The sequence below is a fragment of the Bacteroidota bacterium genome (genome assembly GCA_016720935.1).
Lineage (GTDB): Bacteria > Bacteroidota > Bacteroidia > AKYH767-A > 2013-40CM-41-45 > JADKJP01.
Genome location: JADKJP010000006.1, coordinates 1212188 through 1236207 on the forward strand (window position 1 = coordinate 1212188; position 24020 = coordinate 1236207).

Sequence of the window (24020 nt, forward strand, 5' to 3'; positions counted from 1 at the left end):
AATATCATGAAAGCATTATCCAACGAGGAAGCCTTCCTGGCTGTCCCTGAACCATCTTTGTGTGATTACAAGTCGTCAAAATTTGTCATCCAGCAGGTTCCTTATGAACATACTTCATCCTATCTGGAAGGAAGTGCGAATGGTCCGGGTGCTATCGTTTCAGCTTCTCATTTTGTTGAATTCTATGATGAAGAACTCGACACAGAAACCTATAAAAAATGCGGAATCGCGACACTTCCCGCAATTGATTTTCAGGGAAAAGTGGATGTCGATGCAGTCGGCCTCATTGAAACTGAGACAAGAAAGTTGATTGAAGATGGAAAGTATGTTGTTTCATTGGGCGCGGAACACACAGTTACTTTAGGTTTTGTAAAAGCCCACGCTGCTAAATACAAAGACATCACAGTGGTTCAAATCGACGCGCATTCTGATTTGAGATCCGCATACCATGATAATCCATATTCACATGCATCAGTCATGGCCAGGATTCATGATTTGAATATCCCGCTTGTTCAGATTGGAATCCGTGCACAGTGTAAAGAAGAAGCTGATCTGATCAAGTCGGCTAAGAATATTCATACTTTCTACGCACATCACATTCGTAAAAACGCGAACTGGATTTCCGATGCTGTTTCAAAGATGAGTGATAATGTTTACCTCACTATTGATGCCGATGGTTTTGATCCTTCAATTATGCCAGCTGTAGGAACTGCAGAACCGAATGGTTTGTTCTGGGTAGAAACTCTGGATTTTCTCAGAAAAGTTTTTAATGAAAAGAATGTTATAGGATTTGATGTTGTTGAATGCGCCCCGATGGAAGGAACTATTTTGTCGGAATACACTCTTGCAAAATTGGTTTATCGGCTCATCGGTTATCAGGTAGCTAAACTCAATCCCTGAATTACTCTTTCTGAACCGGGGAATATTACTGTCTTTTCTTTTCTGATTTTACTGTGGATATTTTGAGTTTTTTCATGATTTTCCCTTTATAAATTGTGCCTATCTTTACGTAAAGACATTGCAAACGATGATCAAGAAAATTCTGGTTGCCAACAGGGGAGAAATCGCGATTCGTGTGATGCGATCCGCGCGTGAAATGGGGATTAAAACCGTTGCTGTTTATTCTGACGCGGATCGAAATGCACTGCATGTTCGTTATGCAGATGAAGCCATTCACATTGGTGCGTCACCCTCCAGCCAGAGTTACCTGGTGATGGACAGAATTCTGGATGCCGCCAAAAAAACAGGAGCTGATGCCATTCATCCCGGCTATGGATTTCTTTCTGAGAACGCTGATTTTGCGGATCGTGTGAAAGCTGCCGGATTGATTTTTATCGGGCCTGATGGAAATTCCATGCGGATGATGGGCAGCAAACTTGCAGCGAAAGCCACAGCTGAAAAACACAAAATTCCACTCGTGCCCGGAACGGCAAAAGCAATAGATGATCTGGAAGAAGCAAAAGCCATCGCCGTAAAAATCGGTTTCCCGATTTTGATCAAAGCTTCTGCCGGTGGCGGCGGTAAAGGGATGCGCGTTGTAAACAAACAGGAAGAGTTCGAAGAGCAAATGAAGCTCGCGGTGAGTGAAGCAATTTCTTCTTTTGGTGATGGCGCCGTATTTATTGAACGTTACGTTGGCTCTCCACGACATATAGAAATTCAGGTTCTGGGTGATTTGCATGGAAACGTAGTGCATTTGTTTGAACGTGAATGCAGCATTCAGCGCCGTCATCAAAAGGTTGTTGAAGAAGCCCCTTCTTCTGTGCTTACGCCGGAATTAAGGGAAGAAATGGGCAAATGCGCTGTGCTGGTTGCCAAAGCATGTAATTATGCCGGAGCAGGTACTGTTGAGTTTTTGCTGGATGAAAATCTGAATTTTTATTTTCTGGAAATGAATACCCGTTTACAGGTTGAGCACCCTGTGACAGAAAATATTACCGGTCTTGATCTCGTAAAAGAGCAAATCAGGATTGCGAATGGGGAGAAATTATCTTTCCGGCAGGAGGATTTGAAAATGAAAGGACACTCCATTGAAATCAGGGTCTGCGCTGAAGATCCTGCGAATAATTTCCTTCCTGACATTGGAACTCTTGAATCCTATGTTATCCCGCAAGGTCCGGGTGTGCGTGTGGATGATGCCTATGCTGAAGGAATGGAAATTCCAATCTATTACGATCCTTTGATTGCTAAATTAATTGTTTTCGGAAAAGACAGGAAAGAAGCCATTGAACGGATGATCCGTGCGATCGATGATTATCGCATTACAGGAGTCAATACCACACTCGGATTTTGCCGCTTCGTGATGGGACATGAGGCTTTTGTGAGCGGGAAATTTGATACGCATTTTGTAAAAAATCATTTCAAACCGGAGTACCTTCTTTCGAATAATAAAGAGGAAATGGAATTGGCCGCAATTCTCGCAGTAAGAATGCTTCGTCAACGTAGTGTTCCATTGAAAAATTTCAGCCAGTCGGAAACAACTTCAAGCTGGAAAGCGAATCGTTTGAAATAATTTTGCCTGAAAAATGAACCATTATGAAGTTTTTTTCTGTTTTTGATTTTTCGGCATAGCAATTGAAGGGAAACCGTCCATGAAACGAAATCGTTTTTATTATGTTCTTGGGTGTTTTATCCTTATCACACAATTTGCTTTTTCTCAGGATCCCCAAAAGGATGAAAAGTCAGGTGGTTATCGACTTCCTTACATCCTGGAGGGTGAAGACACCATACCGGTAGTCAATCTCCCAACTGTAAATATTGTTGATGTCAACAATCCTGAATATTTAAAAAACCTTCAGGCATATTACCGCCTGCGTTTTAATGTAATCAAAGTTTATCCTTATGCGAGACTGGCAGCCGTAAAATTGAATGAAATGGAATTGAGAATGGCATCCATGAATTCAGACAGAGAGAAGAAGAAGTATCGTAAAGCTGTCGAAGATCAGGTTAGAAAAGATTTTGAAGAGCAAATCAAAAAGCTCAGCATTAACCAGGGGAATGTGCTGATTAAACTGATTGACAGGGAAACCGGACAAACCTCTTATACGCTCATCAAACAATTGAAAGGATCCTTGAACGCATTTTTTGCGCAAGGTCTTGCAAAATTATTCGGTCACGATCTGAAAGACGAATATGATCCGGAGGGTGAAGACAAGACCATAGAAATGATCGTCAAGCAGATTGAGTACGGACAGATAACTTTTTAAGAGGAATTTATTTTCTGAATCTTTCAGCGACTAACAACTCTTTGTTACCGGCAGTATATTCATAGAAACCATTTCCTGATTTCACTCCTAAATGTCCTGCCGTGACCATGTTGACAAGAAGCGGACAAGGAGCATATTTTGGATTACCAAACCCGGAATGAAGAACATTCAGAATACTTAAACAGACATCAAGCCCGATGAAGTCAGCCAGTTGAAGTGGTCCCATAGGATGTGCCATTCCCAATTTCATGACAGTATCTATTTCTGAAACACCTGCGACGCCTTCATAAAGCGAATAGATCGCTTCATTGATCATTGGCATGAGAATCCTGTTCGCGATGAATCCAGGATAATCATTCACTTCAACAGGTACTTTTTCCAGATTTTTAGAGATTTCAAAAATATGTTGGGTGACCGAATCTGAAGTAGAGTATCCTCTGATAATTTCTACAAGTTTCATCACAGGAACCGGATTCATAAAGTGCATCCCGATAACCTGTGCAGGACGTTTCGTTTGAGCAGCGATTTTTGTAATGGATATTGAGGAAGTGTTGCTGGCCAGGATTGTTCCGGCATCGCAATAATTATCGAGGTCACGAAATATCTTGCATTTCAGATCGATGTTTTCGGTGGCTGCTTCTACAACCAGATCTCTGCCTTTTACACCTTGTTCAAGAGAAGTGAAAGTGAGGATATTCTTAAGAGTAGATTCTTTTTCTGATGCGGTTATTTTTTCTTTTGCCACCATCCGGTCAAGATTCTTTCCAATAGTAGCTATGGCTTTTGTGAGAGCATCTTGAGAGACATCAATCAGATGAACTGAAAATCCATATTGTGCAAAAACATGAGCAATTCCATTTCCCATAGTACCTGCACCGATGACAGCAACTTTTTTCATAGTAATAATATTTTCAGAAGAATGAATTCAATTCTGTTTAATCAAGTTTGGTTATCAGACATTTCACCAGATTCGTGCACTGTCGTGTTCGGATTATTTTCCTTTGTGTTTTAAAATAATGAGTAGTGTATAAATCATGATCTTAAAATCTACAGCAAGTGACATGTTTTCAATGTAGATCAGATCGTATTTTAACCGTTCAACCATTTGATCAACATTCTCCGCGTATCCGAATTTAACCTGACCCCAGCTGGTAATTCCGGGTCTTACTTTTTGTAAATGGCGATAATGCGGAGCCTGTACCATGATCTTATCAATAAAAAACTGACGCTCAGGTCTCGGTCCGACGATGGACATGTCTCCCTTCAGTACATTGTAGAATTGTGGTATTTCATCCAGACGGATCTTGCGCATCCATTTTCCGAATTTGGTTATCCGTTTATCTTCTGTGCTGGAAAGCTGGGGGCCGAATTTTTCCGCGTCAGCAAACATGGATCTGAATTTGTAGATCTTAAATGGTTTTCCGTGCAAGCCAATTCGCTCATGGCTATAGAAGAGTGGTCCCCTGGAGGAGAATAAAACGCCGATGGCAGTAAAAATATAGAGCGGAGAAAAGAAGATCATTACAATGAGAGAGATCATGATGTCCAGAAAGCGCTTCATGGATTGTTGCCAAACCGGCATCAGATCAGGAGAAATCTCAATCAAAGGAGCACCGAAAATCGCGTTCATTTTTACGGATCCTGAAAGGATATCATACATATCCGGAATGATTTTGATAATCACAGGTAAGTCTTCCAGTTCGTTAATGACCTTTCCTATATTCTCGTGTTCCGATGATTCCAGGGCAATGATGGCTTCCTCGACTTTGTGCTTCTGAATGATGCTGCGAAGCGTACGGATATCACCAAGGTTGGGAAGGTGAGCAGACAGCAAATGATCGTTGTTTCCGTCAACGTGCACAAAACCGATAAATTTATTTCCTTCCGATTGCAGTTCCGAATCCATCTGCTTCAGCAAATTCACGGCATTCGTATTGCTGCCAATCATCACAGTATTGAATCCGATTTGTCTTTTATGAATTTTATGAACTACTGTCGTTGAAAGTATAAATCGGAAAGTCGCCGTAATCGTGAAATGAAGAGTGAGTAGAGTAAAAAAAGTATGGTAATAGGATTTGTAAGAGATAACTGTATCATCCAACAAGAGAGAAAAGAATATGATGAGCACTCCAATGACGGAAAGATACAAGGTTTGTCCTAATTCCTTCAGCCGGCTTTTCCTGTATACATTTGTATAAGCACCCGTAATCGCGTAGATGAATACCCAACAAACAGGAATCAGCAGTATGCCTATATAGAATTTTTTATCCAGAGCAAAAACATCATATCCAAATTTCTGTGACTCGATGATCAATTTCCTGTACACATAAAATATACCCCAGGCAAGAACAGCGGATAGCCAGTCTGCAAAAACAAAAAGGAGCGTTTGCGTACGTTTATTCATCAATACAACACCTTAAGATTATCAAAATAAAATGTAGCTGTCGGCTGAGAGGAAATTTTGACTCCTTTCAGATAAATTTTATAAACTACATTTCCTCCCGTGATTCCACCCAATTCGCTGATGTTTACATATATTTTTTTCCATACAGATGAAGGTCTCACATACACAAGAGGAGTCTGAACAACACTGGAGCCATTTTCAAAAACACCAATTGAGAATTCATGGTCAGTCTTGTAATTGAGCTCCAGGTACACCGGAGTGAATACAGGTAAAGAAAATGTATCTGAACTTGCCACCTGAAATTCCGGCGCATTGTCAGTGAGTTCAATATATCCGGAATTATTTTCAAATGCATTCGGATCCGAAGCAAGTGTGATGTTTAGTGGAGCAAAACCGGAAGAAGTTGAGACCAGAGAAAGACTGCCGTCATCAAAATCTTCTATTTGTTTAAAAACCGTTCCTTCTTTGTAATTTATTATTGGATGGATGTTAAACACTTTCCCAGGTGTGAAATTAAGTGTTGTGTCAAAAGTGGTGAATGGGGGATAAGCTGCTCTGTTGTCGGACATCCCGTTTACCTGAATGCCGGCCCTGAAACTTATTTTGTGTATTCCTTCTCCAATAGCCGGAAAAGTAACAGGCATACCATAAGTGCCGAGATATTTGTTATCGACCAACACCCATGCATCGGATATTTTTGACGTAGCGCTGCCTTCAGTTGAGTAATCTGTATTCAGATCAATGGAATCAATTTGAAAATAAGAAGGCACAGGTTCTGTCGGATTGATCACATTGCAGGAATAAAAAACAACGACTAAGCAGCTCAGGATAAACAGAGCGGCGGGGTATTTTTTTAATTCCTTCTTTTCCATTTTCTCAAAAAAATCAGGCAAAGACATTCAAAGAGGAATTCAATTTTTCCATAACCTGGTGAGCAACATGAAGTGCAAGAAATCCTTCTTCAATAGGAACAGGAGTTTGTTTGTCTTCCAAAATGGACTCAGCAAATTGTTCAAGTTCCATTTTAATCGCGTTGGATTCTTCGACTTTTGGTTGATCGAAATAAATAATTTTTGAACCCTTATTGTTTCCGAGATCAATGGTGATATCCAAAGGGCCTGGTTCACCTACCACATTTTTCAAACGGACTACTTCTGTTTTTTTCTTCAGAAAATCCACTGAGATGTATGCGTCACGCTGAAAGAACCGGCTTTTGCGCATGCTCTTCAGCGAAATTCTGCTGGCAGTAAGATTCGCTACACAACCGTTATCAAATTCAATTCTTGCATTGGCAATGTCCGGTGTGTCACTCACAACAGCGACACCGCTTGCGCTGATTTTTTTAACGGGTGACCGAACCACACTCAGGACGATGTCAATATCATGAATCATCAGGTCGTGCACCACCGATACATCCGTGCCACGCGGATTGAATTCTGCGAGTCGGTGTGTTTCAATAAACATGGGTTGATGCAGGTATTGTCGAGCGGTCAGAAAAGCGGGGTTGAATCGTTCAACATGACCCACTTGAGCTTTGACTCCGGCTTCATGCACAAGGGCAACGAGTTTTTTACCTTCATTGACTGTGTGAGTAACTGGTTTCTCAATAAAAATATGTTTGGATTTCCTTAGCGCCTTAACTGCATATTCAAAATGGGCGAGGGTTGGCGTTACGATATCAATCGCGTCCGCCTGATCTATGAGCTCTTCCGCAGAAGAAAAGGCGCGGATACCGAGCTCACTGGAAACAGCTTGAGAATGCTCCGGACTGTGATCATAAAAACCGATCAATTCTACGGACTGAATTTCTTTCAATAACCGGAGATGAATTTTCCCCAAATGACCGGCACCGATGACCCCTATTTTCAACATGGTTATTTTCGTCCAAAATATTATTTGCGACGCGAAATTAGCAAATTTTGGGGCGTGAGAAAAGGATTAAGTATGTCGATGTGAACGTGTTTTTGTTGATAGAATACCTGAAAATTTCAATTTTTTATCAAATTACGGGGTTTCTTTGTTGCATATATCCAGACCGAAAAAATGAAGTACGAGGACAATTTCAAGCACCAGGGGATGCGTAAACAGTTGATTGACAGCATCAAATCTAAAGGAATTGATGATGAAAGGGTGCTGGAAGCCATGATGAAAGTTCCAAGACACTACTTTTTGGAAAAAGCATTTTTAAACCAGGCTTACACCGACCAGGCATTCAAGATTGGGGCAGGACAAACCATTTCCCAGCCTTTTACTGTTGCTTATCAAACTTCCCTGTTACATCTGCAGAAGGGGGATAAAGTCCTTGAAATAGGCACAGGAAGTGGATATCAGACATGTATTTTGCTGGAGATGGGAGCTAAAGTATTTTCCATTGAAAGACAAAAGGAACTGTTCGACAAAGCCAAAGAATTTTTACCGGCCATAGGCTATTCTCCAAAGCTGTTTTATGGAGATGGTTATAAGGGTTTGCCTGCTTATGCGCCTTTTGATAAAATTCTGGTTACATGCGGAGCCCCTTTTGTTCCTGAAGAACTTGTAAAACAGTTGAAAGTGGGAGGGATGATGGTAATCCCGGTAGGAGCCGGAGAAGTACAGGTAATGACAACGATACTGAAGACATCTGAGACCGCTATTGAAAAACACGAGTTAAAGAATTTTCGTTTTGTTCCAATGTTGGAGCACAAGGACTGGGGAAAATAATAGATGACAACTTTAGAATTTATCCGATAAAATTCTCACGGGTATTTATCGGATTAACATAATTAAATTTATCAAGGAATTTAATTTAGAAAAAAGTCAAAAAAAAAGCTGTCACGATTGTGACAGCTTTTTTTTGAAACCTGTAGCTTAGTTATCCCACCACATACGCGGTGTCAACATAGTGCTTGATTGGTTTGAGGAATTCGGGTTGTACAATCTTTCGTTAGTTGGGTAAATATAACGACGTGGGATTGCACTAGTAGCTCCTGATGAAGGTTGAAGGTCAGGATATCCTGTACGGCGCCAGTCAGTCCATGATTCAGGTTGCAGATAATTTGCAAAGTATTTCTGTGTCATGATCAGGTTGAGTTTGTCAGCCGTAGTGCCTGTCCAAACAACGTGAGCAGTTTGATAGGTAGCGTCATCAGCCGGAGCAACTCCAAGCTTTTCCATATTTGCAGTTACAGCTTCATGCAATGCTGTTTCCGCACCTGCGTCATCACCCAAACGAAGTTTGGCTTCTGCTTCGATGAACTTTTGTTCGAAATAGGTGAAGAAGAATACCGGAGCATTGTCAGCCATGTATAAAGCTGAAGGGAAACCTGGAGCATAATATGCGCCACCTGTATCAATGACAGCTCCATAACGCGGGTCATCATTGGCGATCATTTCATCAATGATGTAACAGCTTACACCATAGTAATAATCAATAGGTGAGTAGGAGATGTCCGCACGTTGATCAATGTACTGATACCATGGATTCTGGTAATTGGTACCAAAAGAAAATTGTGCGTCATCAGCTGAGCCTGTTAAACCACCGGCATTAATTGCATCCAATGCAGCTTGTGCAGCAGCAGTTGCATTTAATTTGGTAGTGTGAATGGCAAGACGAGCCAATAGACCATTCGCAAGAGCCTTCCATTGGTCTGTATTTCCACCATACATTCTGTCATCGCTACCAGGAACGATAAAATCATCTGCGCCATTATCAAGGTCAGTGATTGCTGTACTCAATAATTGCGGAATGATCGTTTCATAGATTTCCTGCTGTGAATTATAGACAGGGTTCAGCTCTGAGTTTCCTTTGAATGCATCAGTGTAAGGAACATTTCCGAATATGTCTGTCATAGCATTCAGTGAATAGGCCATCAGGATTTTAGCAACACCATTGTACACATCGTACGCACCTGGGGTTTCGTTGGCTTTCAGCATGATTTTGTTCAAATCATCCATGTTACCGGCATACATGTTATTCCAGAGATTGTTGAAATCTTCCTCTGTGAATACATAATTATTATAACCAATAAACTGGCGGCCAACACCTGTGGCGTTTTGAGCAAGAATGGCATTGAAACGACCAATGTCCCCACCGTAATTATAAGCAAGTGAAGCCTGGGCCGATGGAAGAATGATATTTACCGGAACATCACTGGGAAGGTTCGGATTATCATTCACATCAAGGTAATCCTTTTTACAGGAAGCTAAAGAAGCAATAGCAAACAAGGCTACTATTGTTCGGGTTTTTATATGGAATCTTTTCATTGAGTTCTGTTTTTAAATTAATGGATACATGATTATTTCAGCTTACATGGTTACACGAATGCTAACACCGTAACTCCGGGTATTTGGCATGTTGAAGTAGTCCATTCCAAGGCTATTACCGGAACCGGTAAGACTTGTTTCAGGATCTACACCTTTGTAATCTGTTTGCAACCAAAGATTGCGACCAATCAGTGAAATATCAATGCTTCCGAATGGAGTTTTCTTGAGCCATTTTTTATCCAAAGAATAGCCCAAGGAAATTTCACGGAGTTTTACATAAGAACCATCCTCAACGAATTGTTCAGCAGGACCGGCAAAACCGGTTCCGATACCTTGATAGTAAGACTGATCCAGAACAACAGGAACATTATTAGCATCACCGGTAATCACAAGGTTGCCGTTAGTATCGTAGTAACCACGAACACCTTCAAATACTTTAGTTTCTCCACGTGTCTCTGTTTCTTTTGTCATACCGAAGTTGTTCAGAGCACCGCGGGTACCGTTCCAGATGATACCACCTTGTTTGATGTCAATCAAAGCGGACAAACTGATTCCTTTGTATGTAAAGGTATTTGTGATACCGCCTGTCCAATCCGGATTAGGATCTCCGATTACACCAACTGTAGGATCCTGGATAGGAAGTCCATCAGCTTCATTGATCACAATGTTTCCATTACCATCACGTAACCAACGACCACCATACATTTGCCCATAAGGTTCACCTACTACAGCATAAATTGCCGAACCTTCGAAACCACCCAGGAATACATCCTTGATTCCATCAGCAAGTGAAACCACTTTGTTTTTATTCTGAGCCCAGTTCAAAGTGATATCCCATGTGAAACTTTTGGTTTTCACTGGAGTGAGGTACATCATGATCTCCATTCCTTTATTTTCCATACTTCCGGCATTCTTGATCTGGTATTGATAACCAGTGGATCCAGCGATAGGAACCGCAAGGATCTGATCTTCAGATTTACTGCTGTAATAAGTAAAGTCAAGTCCGATTCGGTTATCAAGAAATTTGAGATCCGCGCCAATTTCAAAAGATTTGGTTTTCTCTGGTTTCAGGTTTGGATTACCCAGTGTATTATCCGAAGTGTAACCAGCTAAACCATCAAGAGGGAAGGAGATACCTGCAGTCCAACCATCTGCGAAGAAACCAGATGTGTAGTAATTTTTAAGTGCATAAATGGGTGCATCTTTACCAACAATGGCATAGGATACACGCAGTTTACCAAATGGTAAAACTTTGTTATGCATATTCAAAGCATCTGTAAATACCCAGCCAAGACTTGCGGAAGGATAGAAGAAAGTACGTTTATCACTGGGAAGTGTAGAGGATGCCTCTGAACGACCGGTCAAATCGAGGAATAGATAATCTTTATACGATAATTTGCCTTGTGCATAATAGGCTCGTGTGCGGTAACGGTTAATACTTTCACGAGTGAGAACATTTGATGCAACAGAGATGTTTTGGAAATTCGTAAAATTGAGGATGTCACCTTGTACAAATAAATTTTCTTTATAACTACTAAAGAAGTTGTTACCAACAAGGATGCTTCCGGTAAGATCATCAGTAAGTTTTCCGCTGATAGTTGCAAGGAGGTCAGAATTGATGTGACGATAGAAAATATCCTGGTGGAAAATTTGTCCATCAGGAACTGCTCTTGAGCCCAAAGCAAAAACTTGCTTTCTTCTATCGCTATAAAAATCTGATCCAATACGGTAAGTTAAGCTAAGCCATGAAGTCGCTTTATAATCTCCCTGAACCGAACCGTACATACGGTTTACGTCATCATTAAATGGATTTTGGTTGATTGTCCAATATGGATTGTCGTAACCAGCACCCCCACGATAATTACGTTGAGTTCCATCTGCAAGAATGTATGCACCCGCAGCTTCAGGGTCACTATAACCACCTGAGTTATCAAACGAAATAGGTGTTCTTAACAAGTCAAGCATCAAACCGGAAAGGTTTGAACCTTGCTGAACACGACGTCCACCTGATTTTGAATAGGTAATTGAACCGGTCGCGGAAAGTTTGGAAGTGATGTTACTTGCACCACCAAGAGACAATGTATAACGGTTGAAGTTGGACAGAGGAACAATACCTTCATCTTTCAAACGAGAAAAGGATACTCTGAAAGTACTTGCATCAGTTCCACCGGAAACGGAGATATTATTCTCCATTGAAAATCCTGTACGGAAGAAATCGCCAAGGTTATCATAAGGAGTCATTTTGATTGCTCCCGGAGTACTTGCAGCTTCGGTTGCTCCAATCATTTGACCATATTGGTTAAAAGGAGTAGCTGCTGCCGGATTCCAATAAGTAGTATCTACTGAAGGTCCCCAGCTACCGGATGCGCTATTTTCGTAACTGCGATATGCACCACCTGTTCCTTTTACAAATTTATTTTGTTGCTCTGGAAGTTTGTTTACTTCACTCCAGTTGAGTTTTGTGCCAATGATCACATTCACTCCACCGCCAACTTTTTTAGCTCCGCGTTTAGTAGTGATCACAATAGCTCCATTCGCAGCATTGATACCATAAAGAGCAGTTGCAGAAGGTCCTTTCAATACGTTGATAGATTCAATATCGTCAGGATTGATATCGACTGCACGATTTGAATTGTTTACAGCTTCGAGGTAATTGTTATCCCCATTATCCGGATTACCTGATGCTTCATGAGAATTATCAATTGGTACTCCGTCTACAATAATTAATGGATCATTGCTTCCGGTAATGGAAGCGGCTCCACGAAGGCGAATGTTTACTGACGCACCCGGTGTTCCTGCTGATTGAGTCACCTGCAAACCGGAAACTTTTCCGGAAAGGGCAGAGAGGGTGTTGGTCTGACCGGCTTTGGTCAGGCTCTCGCCATTCACAGTTTGCGTAGAATAACCTACAGCCTTCTTTTCCTGTTTAATTCCAATCGCAGAAACAACTACTTCATCAAGTTTCATTACATCTGCATCGAGCACTACATCTACTACGTTTGATGCACCAAGTGTGACATCTTTTGTTTTCATTCCAATTCCTGAAAAGCGGAGGGTTTTCGCCGTGCCTGGAACGGTAATTTTAAAATTTCCATCAATGTCGGTGGATGTACCAATTGTGGTACCGGCAACAACGACACTAACTCCGGGTACTGTCAAATTATCCTCGGAGGATGTGACCTTACCGGTAATGGTTCGGTCCTGAGCTGAGGCTTTGTTTGAAACAAGAGCCAACAGCAACGCGAATAGCGTAAGTGTTTTTCTCATAGAATTTGATTTTGGTTAAACTAGCGTTTCCTGAAAATTGACGTCAATCTACTAAAAAAATAAGCTGATTAACAAAAATTAACTTAAAAACTTGATAACATGAAAGACAATCTTTTGAAAGTGAATCTGATCATTTTCAAACACCATGTTCATAATTCTTGATTTTAGGGCATTTTGGAAAAATCAATATTAAAAATCAGTTTGTGTTTTCTTTTGTGTTTGATTTTTTTCACATCAATTGTACTCTGAAAAGATCGAAGATTGGAACCATAATTTTTTTAAAAAATTTCCACTTAATCAAAATCCTGTTTTGTAATTATCGATGAAAGTACATTCAGAAGAATAAACTCGACTTAACATAATTAAGTATCAAAATAAAAAGTTCTTTCAGAAACTGGATTAATTGAAAATGTACTGAGCTCTGAAATCAATCACAAATTATAGTCAAATAGAAGTGAGGCAGAAAAGGGTAATCAAAGAAGATATATGTCGTTATATTGCAATGAATTGTGTTGAATTATATAATCTGATAGGAAAGGTCAAATAGACAATGATCATGTTTTTTTTTCTGAAGATGCAATATTTTTGAATTTTGCCCGACTTCATGGAAGTGAAACCTTATTCTTGATTAAAAGTTAAAATTCGGTTAAACAGATAAATTAATGAGTTGAATGGTAGGTCTATGAACAGTAAAGGGTGGATAACTCTAATAAATACTTGACTCATATTTTGAGATGCGCTTAAATTTGTCACCATTATAAACCCAACTAAACCTTAAACCACAGAAAAATGAAAAAAATCATTCTTAGTGCAGCTTTAGCAACAGCGATGATTAGCGCTAATGCTCAAGACATGATGTCAAAAAAAGGAACTCCGATTCTTCCGGAGGCAAAAGATTGGTCCATTGGATTTGACGCAGCTCCACTTCTGGGCTACTTCGGAAACTTGTTCAACAATACAGTTGACAACTCTGTTTCTGCCAGTTATCAGCAAAACATGATGTTGGTTGGTAAAATGATGAAGGATGAGAACACAGCTATGCGCGCGAAATTGCGTATCGGTTTTGGTTCTAATTCCAATGATGCTATCCTGAATCAGGATGGAAGCACATCAAATCCTCCTGCAACTGTAACTGATAACCGTAAGATCAGTTCTATGAACTTCAACATCGGTGCTGGTATTCAGAAATATCGTGGAAAAGGCCGTTTGAAAGGCTTCTACGGTGCTGAAGCAGGAATCGGTATTGGAAGCAGCAAAACAACTTACACTTATGGTAACGCGTTTTCTTCAACCAATCCTGCACCAAGCTCTACTGATTGGGGTAGCAACATCAACCAAACAACTGGTGAACGTACAACTGAAGATAAAAATGGTTCAACATTCGGTATCAACCTTCGTGGTTTCATCGGTGCTGAATATTTCTTCGCTCCAAAAATGTCTCTTAGCGCTGAATACGGCTGGGGACTTGGTCTTTCTTCAACTGGAGAAGGCGAAACTACAACTGAATTCTGGGATGGTGGTGCAACTACTCCTGGTGTAAAAACAGTTACTTCTAAATCCGGCAAATCATCTAACTTCAACCTTGATGTAGATAACGCTGGTGGACAGATCGTTCTTTCAATGTATTTCTAATACATACAATCGTTTAACAAAAAAGTCCGGCAAACTGCCGGACTTTTTTGTTTTATAGCCTTGTTAGTTGTTGGTTGTTTTTCAGAAAATGAATATTTACTAAATGTACCCAATCCTCAATCCTCAATCCTCAATCCTCAATCCTCAATCCCCAATCCTCAATCCTCATTCCCCAATCCCGGAACTAAAAAACCTACCGAACGACCTTCCTGATCTCCCTCTCCTGATCCTTCTTTTTCAGATCTTCCCGTTTGTCAAACATCTTCTTTCCTCTCGCTACTGCGACATCCACTTTAGCGAATCCCCGCTCATTAAAGTAGAGTTGGATAGGAACAATGGTTGTTCCCTTTTCTTTGAGTCTGGATTCGATTTTTCGTAGTTCAAGTCTATTTAAAAGCAGTTTTCTGAGTCGCTTGGGTTCATGATTATTGTAGGAGCCTTGCTTAAATTCAGAGATATGCATGTTCTTTAACCACAGTTCTCCGTTTGTCAGGATTCCATACGCCTCGGATAAACTGGCTTTCCCTTCACGAATGGCCTTAACTTCAGTACCTGTGAGCACAATGCCGGCAGTAAATGTCTGAAGCAGTAGAAACTCAAAAGAGGCCTTCTTGTTCTGTATTAGTATTTTATCCATGCTTTAATAAAGCAACCTTTAAGGTGCTAAGATACAGAAAGCAATGGCATCCTTTCTCAATACAATTGCTCTTCGTTTCAATTTTCAATTGTTCGGGATTTCTTCCCGTACAATTAAGACAGGAACATGAATGCGGTGTCGCACAGAATCAACTGTCGTTCCCAGGATCATATCCTTGAATCCACGGTGACCATGAGCACCAATTACCAGGAGATCCGCATTGTATTGATTCACGAGATCCGGGATAGCTTTTTTAGGATTTCCGTAACCAATCTTTAATTCAACATCATATCCTTTTGATTTTAAATCGTCGACATATTTTTCCATATTCTTCTGATCAGACCGGAATTCAAAATCCTGAATTTCCTGTTTCATCATCAACGCTCCCGCAGATTCGACAATGTGTATGAGTAAATAATGTGCTCGTTTTCCTCCCTGACTGATTGCGTTGGTGATATTTAACTGATCCATTTTTGAAAAATCCACTGCAATAGCAATTCTCTTGTAGGGTTTTGGTTCCGTAAGTATGAGTTCTTTTGCTTCGAGATGAGGAACTTTTGCTTTCTCGTGGTGAGACTTCTTAAACAATGGCCTGAAGGTGATGTACAACAAAAGTAAAGCAGCCATAAGTATTATTGGAACAACGGTGATCCAAATAATTACCGGGTTGCTGCTGCTTTCCAACCAATCCTGAACCTGGCTGTAAACCAGTCGAGCATTTAAACCAACAATAATAATGGCGGAAATCCAGGCGGCGATCTGAACATAGATTGGAATTACAAATTCTTTCATTTTACTTTTTTCACTCACAAAATGTATCAAAGGAATTACGGCAAAACCAAGCTGCAGACTTAAAATTACCTGTGATAGTATAAGTAACTTTCCCGTTGCCTGTTCTCCAAAATATACAATGGTGATCAGTGCCGGAATAATAGCAATCAAACGGGTCAACAATCTTCTCATCCAGGGTGCAATACGTAATCGGAGATATCCTTCCATTACAATTTGTCCGGCGAGAGTACCGGTGAGCGTGGAACTTTGTCCGGATGCAATGAGGGCAATCGCAAACAATGCGGGTGCCAGTTTAGTTCCCAACAAAGGTTCCAGAAATTTATGGGCGTCCTGAATTTCTGCCACTCCATATAATCCATTCTTGAAAAATGTAGAAGCCGCTAAAATAAGTATTGCTGAGTTTACAAAAAATGCAAGATTAAGGGCAATGACAGAATCGAAAATATTGTACCGTATGGCCTTCCTGATATCCTTTGAAGAACGATTGAACTTTCTGGTTTGCACCAGTGATGAATGCAAATACAAATTATGAGGCATCACCGTAGCGCCAATAATACCAATCGCTATATATAATGCTGCTTCGTTTGGAAGGGTTGGCACAAAACCCTTTACAACTTCACCGAGATCAGGTTGTGCAAGAATCATTTCCGCGAGGAATGCCAGGCCAATTACTGCAATCAACGCGATGATAAATGCTTCCATTTTGCGAATACCAAAATTGATCAGGAACAAGAGTAAAAACGTGTCAAATACAGTGATACAAACGCCCCACAACAAGGGAATGTGAAAAAGCAAATTCAACCCGATTGCCATTCCTAAGACTTCCGCCAGATCACAAGCAGCTATCGCGATTTCCGCAAGAAAATACAAAGCGAAATTGACCGGTTTGGAATAGGTTTCTCTCGATGCCTGTGCCAGATCCCGACCACGTACAATTCCCAGTCTGGCACTCAGACTCTGGAGCAGAACAGCCATGAGATTAGACATGAGCAAAACCCAAATCAGGGAATAACCAAACTGGCTACCACCGGCAATATCGGTTGCCCAGTTTCCCGGGTCCATATAACCGACACTTATCAGATATGCCGGACCTAAAAAGGCAAGGATTTTTCTCCAGCCTTTACCGGTATTGGAAGTATCAACAGTCTCATGTACTTCCGGGAGTGAAGTATTTGAATGTTTTAATTCGAGCATTTTGAAGAAGTATTTTAAAAATTAAAAGAAGCGGACAGGCTCAATTGCTAACTTTGTTATTTAACAGGCAGAACCAGGATGTTTCTGGCTACTTCATGACTGATGTGCTTAATTTTCTTGTTTCCTGAAAGAAGCAAACTCATCGATTGATCTATTTCCAGTTTTTGCCTGATGATAATTTTTTTTCCGAGAGAATATCCTTCCTTTTCCATAAAGCGAAGAAAAACCGGGCGGTGATCAATGACACCGGTTATTATGACTGGCTTGTCCATCTCAGCGGCACTTAATGGTATGGTATTTTGCACGTGAAAAATTCCCTGGTCGTCCGGTATCGGATCACCGTGGGGGTCATATTTAGGGTAACCGAGATAATGATCCAGTTTTGTGATCAGAGCTTCAGATTTTATGTGTTCCAACTGTTCGGCTATTTCATGCACTTCATCCCAGGAGAAGCCCAGTTTTTCCACCAGGAATAATTCCCATAAACGATGCTTACGGATAATGTTGACTGCTACTTTCCGGCCGGATGTACTCAGGGCGACACCCTGGTACTTTTCATAACGAATCAGTTTTTTCTCGGCGAGCTTTTTCAACATATCGGTGACCGAAGCAGGAGCCGTCTCTACCAATGCCGCGATCGCTGTAGTACTGATTTTCTTATCTCCTTTTTCAAGAAGCTTGTAAATCGCTTTTAAATAATTTTCTTCAGAGAGGGAATGCATATCGAATTTTAAGCGTGTTGAATTGAATTCGTGAGGTAAATTTTAGAACTAACTGATATTAAATTTAGACAAATCTAAATATTTATTTCAATAAAAGAAAAAAGCAAGAACAGTGTAGTGGAGAAAAGAACCCTGAATTGAATTTATTGGGGCTCACGTATGTGTAAAGGACTGATTGTCAGAAACAGTATTTCCGCTGAATTGTATTAAATTTGATGCCGTATGGGAGTTTATAAGAGTCTCTTAAAACCGGTATTTTTTCTTTTTGACCCGGAGAAAATCCATCATGTTGTTGTGTTGAGCCTGCGTGTACTGGGCAGGATACCCGGCATGAAATTCCTGCTGCGAAAGTTGTTTGTGAAACAGGATCCCCGTCTTGAACGCAATATATTTTCAATTCAATTTCCGAATCCGGTCGGACTGGCAGCGGGATTTGATAAAGACGCGAAACTTATTCCTGAATTGGCATGTCTGGGCTTTGGGTTTATTGAAGTAGGCACTGTGACACCAAAAGCTCAGCCTGGTAATCCCAAACCTCGCATGTTTCGTTTAAAGCAGGATGCAGGTATTATCAATAGGATGGGCTTCAACAATGAAGGGGTGGAAGCCATGGTTCAGAGACTTCAAAACCGCCCCGCGCATGTGATCGTTGGAGGAAATATCGGTAAAAACAAATCCACCCCGAATGAACAAGCTATTCAGGATTATGATATCTGTTTCCGGGCTTTGTTTCCGTTTGTGGACTATTTTGTTGTGAATGTGAGTTCTCCCAACACACCTGATTTACGTTCGCTGCAGGAGAAAGAGCCTCTGCTGGCACTGCTGAGTCATCTGCAAAAGCTCAATGCTCAATTGAGTGCCGGATCCGATGGAGCAAATGCTGATAATAATCTTAAAAGAAAACCTTTGCTTTTAAAAATTGCACCGGATTTGACCAATGCTCAATTGGATGAAATTATAGAGGTAACCCTGGAAACCAAACTGGATGGTATCATCGCTACGAATACAACTATTTCTAGAAATGGTTTGAAAGCGGATCAAGTAACCATTGAAGAAATTGGTGCAGGCGGGTTGAGTGGAAAGCCTTTGACTTCCAGATCTACTGAGGTAATTCGTTATCTCGCGGATAAGGCTCAGGGAAGATATAAAATCATTGGAGTGGGCGGAATACATTCTCCTGAGGATGCACTTGAAAAGCTTGAAGCCGGCGCATCCCTGATTCAATTATACACAGGTTTTATTTATGAAGGGCCCGGACTTGTGAAAAAAATATCAGAAGAACTTTTGAAACATTCCCAATGAACAGTTGCCTGAAAGATACTTTCAGGCAAAAGAATTTTAAATACATTCGTTACTCACTTTTCGCTTTTTCAGAAAGATGCTTCAGAACTTTTGCTTCAAGAAAGAAGATGATTTCTTCCGCGATATTTTTCGTCTGATCACCGGTACGTTCCAGTTTTCGAATTGTAGAAACGATGTGTAATGCCTGACTGATTTTATCCGGATGAGATTTGATATATTCTTCAATGACAGTATTAGCATTCCCATTGATTTCGTCGAGTATATCATCTTTCTTGAAAACACCCCGTGAAAGTTTGGCGTCTTCCGCATCAAATGCGCGCTGAACATCCGTTAACATTTCAATGGCCACGTCATACATTTCTTCCAACCTGGTGACTTTTAATAATTCAGAGTCGAATGGAGTTTCAGTTTCCATGACATAACGAGAAATTCCATCCGCAATATCACCTATCCTTTCAAGGTTGGAATTGATTTTCAAAACAGCCAGGACAAAACGCAAATCAATCGCTACCGGATTGAATAGAGCGAAAATATTTTCGCAGTCCTTGTCAATTTTTAATTCAAGAGCATTGACTCTTTTTTCATTGAAGTTTACTTCTCTTGCCAATGCATTGTCCATATTCAGGAATGCCGACTTCGCCTTTCTCAATTGAGAAATCACAAGGTCAAACATCTCAACTTTTTCATCCTTCAGCCTTTTCAGCTCAACATCTAAATGTGTCATAAATTATTGTAGTTCTAATGGGATAAATTTACAATTTCTTTTTCGAAAGAACAGGAATCCGATTTGTTCTCATCCAAATCTTCCGGTTACATAACTTTGAGTTCGGGGATCTGCGGGGTTGGTAAAGATTACAGGGGTATCGTCAAATTCGATCAGGTCTCCCAGGTAAAAGAATGCTGTTTTGTCGCTCACCCGTCCGGCCTGTTGCATATTGTGCGTCACAATGATGATGGTGTACTTGCTTTTCAATTCATAAATCAGCTCCTCAATTTTTGAAGTAGAAATTGGATCAAGAGCGGATGCGGGTTCATCCATCAGCAATACTGATGGTTCATTGGCCAAAGCTCTTGCAATACAGAGACGTTGTTGTTGCCCACCCGACAATTCAAATGCTGATTTTTTTAATTTGTCTTTTACTTCTTCCCACAAAGCTGCCTGACGTAGAGACGTTTCTACTCGTTCTTCAATAAAAGTTTTATGTTCAACACCATTGACGCGTAACCCATAGGCTACATTCTCGAAAATGCTTTTTGGAAATGGGTTCGGTTTTTGGAATACCATCCCCACTTTCTTACGCAGTTCATCAATCCGCATACCGATTGATTTTTTATAAATGTCTTTTCCGTCCAGTAATATATCACCTTCAATTCTGACATTTTCAATGAGATCATTCATCCTGTTGAAAAGCCTGAGATAGGTCGATTTGCCACAACCTGATGGTCCGATGAGGGCAGTGACAGTATTTTCCTGAATAGACATTGTAATTCCCTTCAGGGCATGAAATTCACCATAGTACAGATGAACGTTTTTACTTTCAATTTTATTCATAGCAGGATTATTCGAAGGAATTTTTAATTCATTTTTACTTTGTTTCCCAGATATCTTCTCAAAGCGTTTGCAAGTAAATTCAATATCAGTACAAAGAGTACCAATACCAATGCCGTACCATAAGCCATATCTCTGGATTCTTCCACTTTTGTTCCACTCGTGGAAATTACATACAAGTGATAGGGGAGTGCCATGACCTGATCGAAGATTGAAGTTGGCAATTTCGGTAGGAAATAAGCCGCAACCGTAAAAAGAATAGGTGCTGTTTCCCCGGAAACACGACCAATTGACAAAATTAGTCCGGTGATGATATTCGGCATCGCAATGGGCAAAACAACCTTGCGAATTGTCTGAAGTTTAGTAGCACCCAATGCATAGCTTCCGTCACGGAAACTGTCGTTCACTGCAAGTAAAGCTTCTTCTGTCACGCGTATAACAACAGGAAGAGCAAGAAGTCCTAATGTCAGCGATCCGGCTAGAATCGAATCCCCGAAGTTCAGTGTTTTTACAAACAGTGACATTCCAAACAAACCAAAAACAATGGATGGAATCCCCGCGAGATTATTAGTCATCAATTTCATGAATCTTTTAAACTTCGATTCATTTGTGTATTCATGGATGTAAATTCCTGCCAACACTCCAATAGGAAATGCAAAAAGCATTGATCCTGTTACGAGACAAAGAGTTCCGATAATTGCCGGATAAATTCCGCCTTTTGTCATTCCGTCTTCTGGCATTTTCGTTAAGAAATCCCAGTTGAGCATATGCCAGCCTCTGACAAAAATAAATTCCAGGATCCAGAACAAAATTCCCAGAACCAGAATGCTCAGAATTCTGAATGTCCAGAACGCAATATTTTCTTTCGCTTGTTTAGTCATAAGCCGACTTATTTCTTAAATTTTCTTTTAGCCGAAATTTTTTCTACCCAGATATTGATGAACAGCGTTAAGATGAACAAAATACATCCCAGTGCGAATAATGCCTGATAGTGAACTCCGCCTTGAGGTGCCTCACCTAGTTCTGCTGCAATTGTTGCAGGAATTGTACGAACTGGCTGCAACAAAGAATGTGGCATCACAGCTGCGTTTCCGGTCACCATGAGCACAGCCATGGTTTCCCCGATCGCCCTGCCAATTCCCAGGATAGCGGCTGCGGAAATGCCCGACATTGAATAAGGCAGCACAACACGATGTATGGTTTGCCATCTGTTTGCTCCTAAAGCCAGAGAAGCTTCTTTCATGCTTCGTGGTGTATTGCGAATGGCATCTTCAGAAACTGTGATGATTGTAGGCAGTGCCATGATTCCAAGAACAATGGATCCGGCCAATGCAGTTTCACCGACAGGTAAGTTGAACACATCATGAATTAGAGGTACAATAACGATCAGGCCAAAAAAGCCATACACAACGGAAGGAATTCCGGCAAGTAATTCTATGATAGGTTTCAAAACTTTGCGAACTCTTTCATTTGCTACTTCCGCCATATAAATTGCTGTGGCGATACCAATCGGCAGGGCAAATAAAATCGCGAAAATGGAAACGAGTAAGGTTCCGAGAATCAATGGTAAAACGCCAAGCTGGACAGCCGGTTCGGCAGTGGGGAACCATTCCTTTCCAAAGAGAAAATCGGGAATGTTGTTCTTGTCAACCTTCACAATTTTCCCCTTCAAATCACTTGCAAGGTATTTGTCAGTGTAAACAGCTAGCAGGTTCGGAATACTGTCAACTAAAGTGTTGAGTTTTTCCGGCAGGTATTCAAAGTTCTCGCCAATTTCTTCATCGGAAAAATATGCTGATAAATCATTGATCGTAAAAAGCAATATCGTATCATTCTTTCCGCCAAGATCTTTCCAATTGGTTATTTGCTGATCAAATATTTGTTTCAATTGTGCCGCTGTAAGATGTTCAACGGGATTATTTTTATTGACGACGATGACGTTGCGATTTTCAAGTGGAGAAGTGGTAAACAAGCCAAGACCTTCCTTGAAAAGAAAGATTACAATCAATAGAACTGTAATGGTTGTCAGTGAACCGCTCATCAGCAGCAAACCTTCAATGAACTTCTCAGTAAACCTTTTTAAAAAATGCTTCACCTGGCTGTTTTGTTAATCTTGTTGTAACAATTCATTCACAACTTTTGTTTGCTTACACAAACAGCAGTGGTAAAAAATTACCACCGCTGTTTCAAAATTCAAGGGGATGAATTTTGATTTTCAGGAATGTGCCCTAAAACCCAACTTATTTCAGAGAAATATAACCAACTTTATTTACCAGCTCTTGCCCTTCAGCACCCAGTACGTAGTCAATGAATGGTTTTACACTTGCTTCTTTAGAAGTAGGGTAGTAGAAATACAAGGGACGAACGATAGGATAAGTCTTATTTTTTGCCGCTTCCACAGAGGAGTTGACATAAGTTTTTCCCTGGTTGTAAGAAACCGCTACATCTTTCACTTCTTTGGTTACATAGGCAAGGCCAACATAACCAATCGCACCTTTGGTTTGACTTACAGATTGAATGATTGCTCCGGTTGCCGGCATGTTCAAAACAGATGAAGCGTAATTTTTACGGTTCATTACATGTTCTTTGAAGAACTCATAAGTACCGGAACTGGTTTCACGTGAGTAAACGATAATTTGAAGATCATCACCACCCACTTCTTTCCAGTTTTTAATTTTTCCGGTAAAAATTCCTTCCAATTGTTCACGGGTAAGTTTACCTACTTTGTTGGATGGATTTACGATAACGGATAAGGCATCATTCGCGATGATTACTTCTTTGAAAGCACGACCTGCATCCTGAAGCTTCATTCGCTCATCCATTTTAATTTTTCTTGAGGACATCGCGATATCCGTTGAGTTGTCAAGGAGTGCGGAGATTCCAACACCACTTCCGCCACCTACAACAGTAACACTTTTACCAGTATTCTTTTTCATAAAAGTTTCCGCTTCTTTTTGAGCAAGTGGCAATACTGTATCACTACCTTTGATCACTATTTTTTGGGCGGATAGAGTTGCAGAAATCCCAAGGGTTAATGCAAATACAATTAGTTTTTTCATTTTATTTTTGATTA

At 40.6% G+C, this 24020-nt stretch carries 20 protein-coding genes; 6 read left to right on the forward strand and 14 right to left on the reverse strand.

The features are described from left to right. Positions 1-6: 6 nt before the first annotated feature. From speB to IPP86_13250, 3 genes are all read left to right on the forward strand, one after another. Positions 7-900, forward strand: coding sequence for an agmatinase (gene speB, locus IPP86_13240; protein MBL0139473.1), 894 nt, complete (start codon positions 7-9; stop codon positions 898-900). Between the two features lie 127 nt (positions 901-1027). Beyond that, positions 1028-2512, forward strand: coding sequence for an acetyl-CoA carboxylase biotin carboxylase subunit (accC, locus tag IPP86_13245; protein ID MBL0139474.1), 1485 nt, complete (start codon positions 1028-1030; stop codon positions 2510-2512). 79 nt (positions 2513-2591) lie between these two features. Further along, positions 2592-3206 (forward strand): DUF4294 domain-containing protein, encoded by a 615-nt coding sequence (locus IPP86_13250; protein ID MBL0139475.1) that lies wholly within the window; start codon positions 2592-2594, stop codon positions 3204-3206. 7 nt (positions 3207-3213) lie between these two features. Here IPP86_13250 and IPP86_13255 read toward each other — a convergent pair whose 3' ends face one another. The 4 genes from IPP86_13255 to IPP86_13270 form a co-directional block, all read right to left on the reverse strand. After that, the gene (locus tag IPP86_13255) at positions 3214-4104 is read right to left on the reverse strand and encodes a 3-hydroxybutyryl-CoA dehydrogenase (protein MBL0139476.1); all 891 of its coding nucleotides are present in this window, start codon (positions 4102-4104) and stop codon (positions 3214-3216) included. A gap of 93 nt (positions 4105-4197) precedes the next feature. Beyond that, complete coding sequence (locus tag IPP86_13260; GenBank protein MBL0139477.1) at positions 4198-5610, reverse strand: sugar transferase; 1413 nt, start codon at positions 5608-5610, stop codon at positions 4198-4200. Then, complete coding sequence (locus IPP86_13265) at positions 5610-6482, reverse strand: hypothetical protein (GenBank protein ID MBL0139478.1); 873 nt, start codon at positions 6480-6482, stop codon at positions 5610-5612. The genes IPP86_13260 and IPP86_13265 overlap by 1 nt, the downstream gene beginning before the upstream one ends. A gap of 13 nt (positions 6483-6495) precedes the next feature. Then, complete coding sequence (locus tag IPP86_13270; GenBank protein MBL0139479.1) at positions 6496-7482, reverse strand: Gfo/Idh/MocA family oxidoreductase; 987 nt, start codon at positions 7480-7482, stop codon at positions 6496-6498. Between the two features lie 171 nt (positions 7483-7653). Between IPP86_13270 and IPP86_13275 the strand changes: the two genes are divergently transcribed. Beyond that, entirely contained in the window at positions 7654-8310 is a 657-nt protein-coding gene (locus IPP86_13275; GenBank protein ID MBL0139480.1) for a protein-L-isoaspartate(D-aspartate) O-methyltransferase, read from the forward strand. A 147-nt stretch (positions 8311-8457) separates the two neighbouring features. Here the strand turns inward: IPP86_13275 and IPP86_13280 are convergent, their stop codons facing one another. Together IPP86_13280 and IPP86_13285 are read right to left on the reverse strand one after the other, a co-directional pair. Continuing rightward, the gene (locus IPP86_13280) at positions 8458-9852 is read right to left on the reverse strand and encodes a SusD/RagB family nutrient-binding outer membrane lipoprotein (protein ID MBL0139481.1); all 1395 of its coding nucleotides are present in this window, start codon (positions 9850-9852) and stop codon (positions 8458-8460) included. Positions 9853-9894: 42 nt separating this feature from the next. After that, positions 9895-13119, reverse strand: coding sequence for a SusC/RagA family TonB-linked outer membrane protein (locus IPP86_13285; GenBank protein ID MBL0139482.1), 3225 nt, complete (start codon positions 13117-13119; stop codon positions 9895-9897). Positions 13120-13908: 789 nt separating this feature from the next. Between IPP86_13285 and IPP86_13290 the strand changes: the two genes are divergently transcribed. Next, a complete protein-coding gene (locus IPP86_13290; GenBank protein MBL0139483.1) occupies positions 13909-14751 on the forward strand; it encodes a hypothetical protein in 843 nt (280 codons plus the stop codon). Between the two features lie 193 nt (positions 14752-14944). Here IPP86_13290 and smpB read toward each other — a convergent pair whose 3' ends face one another. The 3 genes from smpB to IPP86_13305 form a co-directional block, all read right to left on the reverse strand. Then, a complete protein-coding gene (gene smpB / locus IPP86_13295; protein MBL0139484.1) occupies positions 14945-15388 on the reverse strand; it encodes an SsrA-binding protein SmpB in 444 nt (147 codons plus the stop codon). A gap of 84 nt (positions 15389-15472) precedes the next feature. Next, the gene (locus IPP86_13300) at positions 15473-17374 is read right to left on the reverse strand and encodes an Nramp family divalent metal transporter (GenBank protein ID MBL0139485.1); all 1902 of its coding nucleotides are present in this window, start codon (positions 17372-17374) and stop codon (positions 15473-15475) included. A gap of 56 nt (positions 17375-17430) precedes the next feature. Next, on the reverse strand, positions 17431-18096 hold the full coding sequence (locus tag IPP86_13305; GenBank protein MBL0139486.1) for a metal-dependent transcriptional regulator: 666 nt from the start codon (positions 18094-18096) through the stop codon (positions 17431-17433). Between the two features lie 222 nt (positions 18097-18318). Here IPP86_13305 and IPP86_13310 point away from each other — a divergent pair, with 222 nt between their 5' ends. Continuing rightward, on the forward strand, positions 18319-19398 hold the full coding sequence (locus IPP86_13310) for a quinone-dependent dihydroorotate dehydrogenase (GenBank protein MBL0139487.1): 1080 nt from the start codon (positions 18319-18321) through the stop codon (positions 19396-19398). A gap of 49 nt (positions 19399-19447) precedes the next feature. On the opposite strand, the gene phoU is transcribed toward IPP86_13310, so the two are convergent. The 5 genes from phoU to IPP86_13335 all read right to left on the reverse strand — a co-directional run bounded on the left by phoU (position 19448) and on the right by IPP86_13335 (position 24006). Continuing rightward, on the reverse strand, positions 19448-20122 hold the full coding sequence (phoU, locus tag IPP86_13315; GenBank protein ID MBL0139488.1) for a phosphate signaling complex protein PhoU: 675 nt from the start codon (positions 20120-20122) through the stop codon (positions 19448-19450). A 69-nt stretch (positions 20123-20191) separates the two neighbouring features. After that, positions 20192-20950, reverse strand: a complete 759-nt coding sequence (locus IPP86_13320) for a phosphate ABC transporter ATP-binding protein (GenBank protein ID MBL0139489.1) — start codon at positions 20948-20950, stop codon at positions 20192-20194. Positions 20951-20973: 23 nt separating this feature from the next. After that, positions 20974-21828 (reverse strand): phosphate ABC transporter permease PstA, encoded by an 855-nt coding sequence (gene pstA / locus IPP86_13325; protein ID MBL0139490.1) that lies wholly within the window; start codon positions 21826-21828, stop codon positions 20974-20976. Between the two features lie 8 nt (positions 21829-21836). After that, positions 21837-22988 (reverse strand): phosphate ABC transporter permease subunit PstC, encoded by a 1152-nt coding sequence (gene pstC / locus IPP86_13330; protein ID MBL0139491.1) that lies wholly within the window; start codon positions 22986-22988, stop codon positions 21837-21839. Positions 22989-23187: 199 nt separating this feature from the next. Further along, positions 23188-24006: a PstS family phosphate ABC transporter substrate-binding protein gene (locus IPP86_13335; GenBank protein MBL0139492.1), complete on the reverse strand. Its 819-nt coding sequence runs from the start codon at positions 24004-24006 to the stop codon at positions 23188-23190. Between the last annotated feature and the right edge of the window lie 14 nt (positions 24007-24020).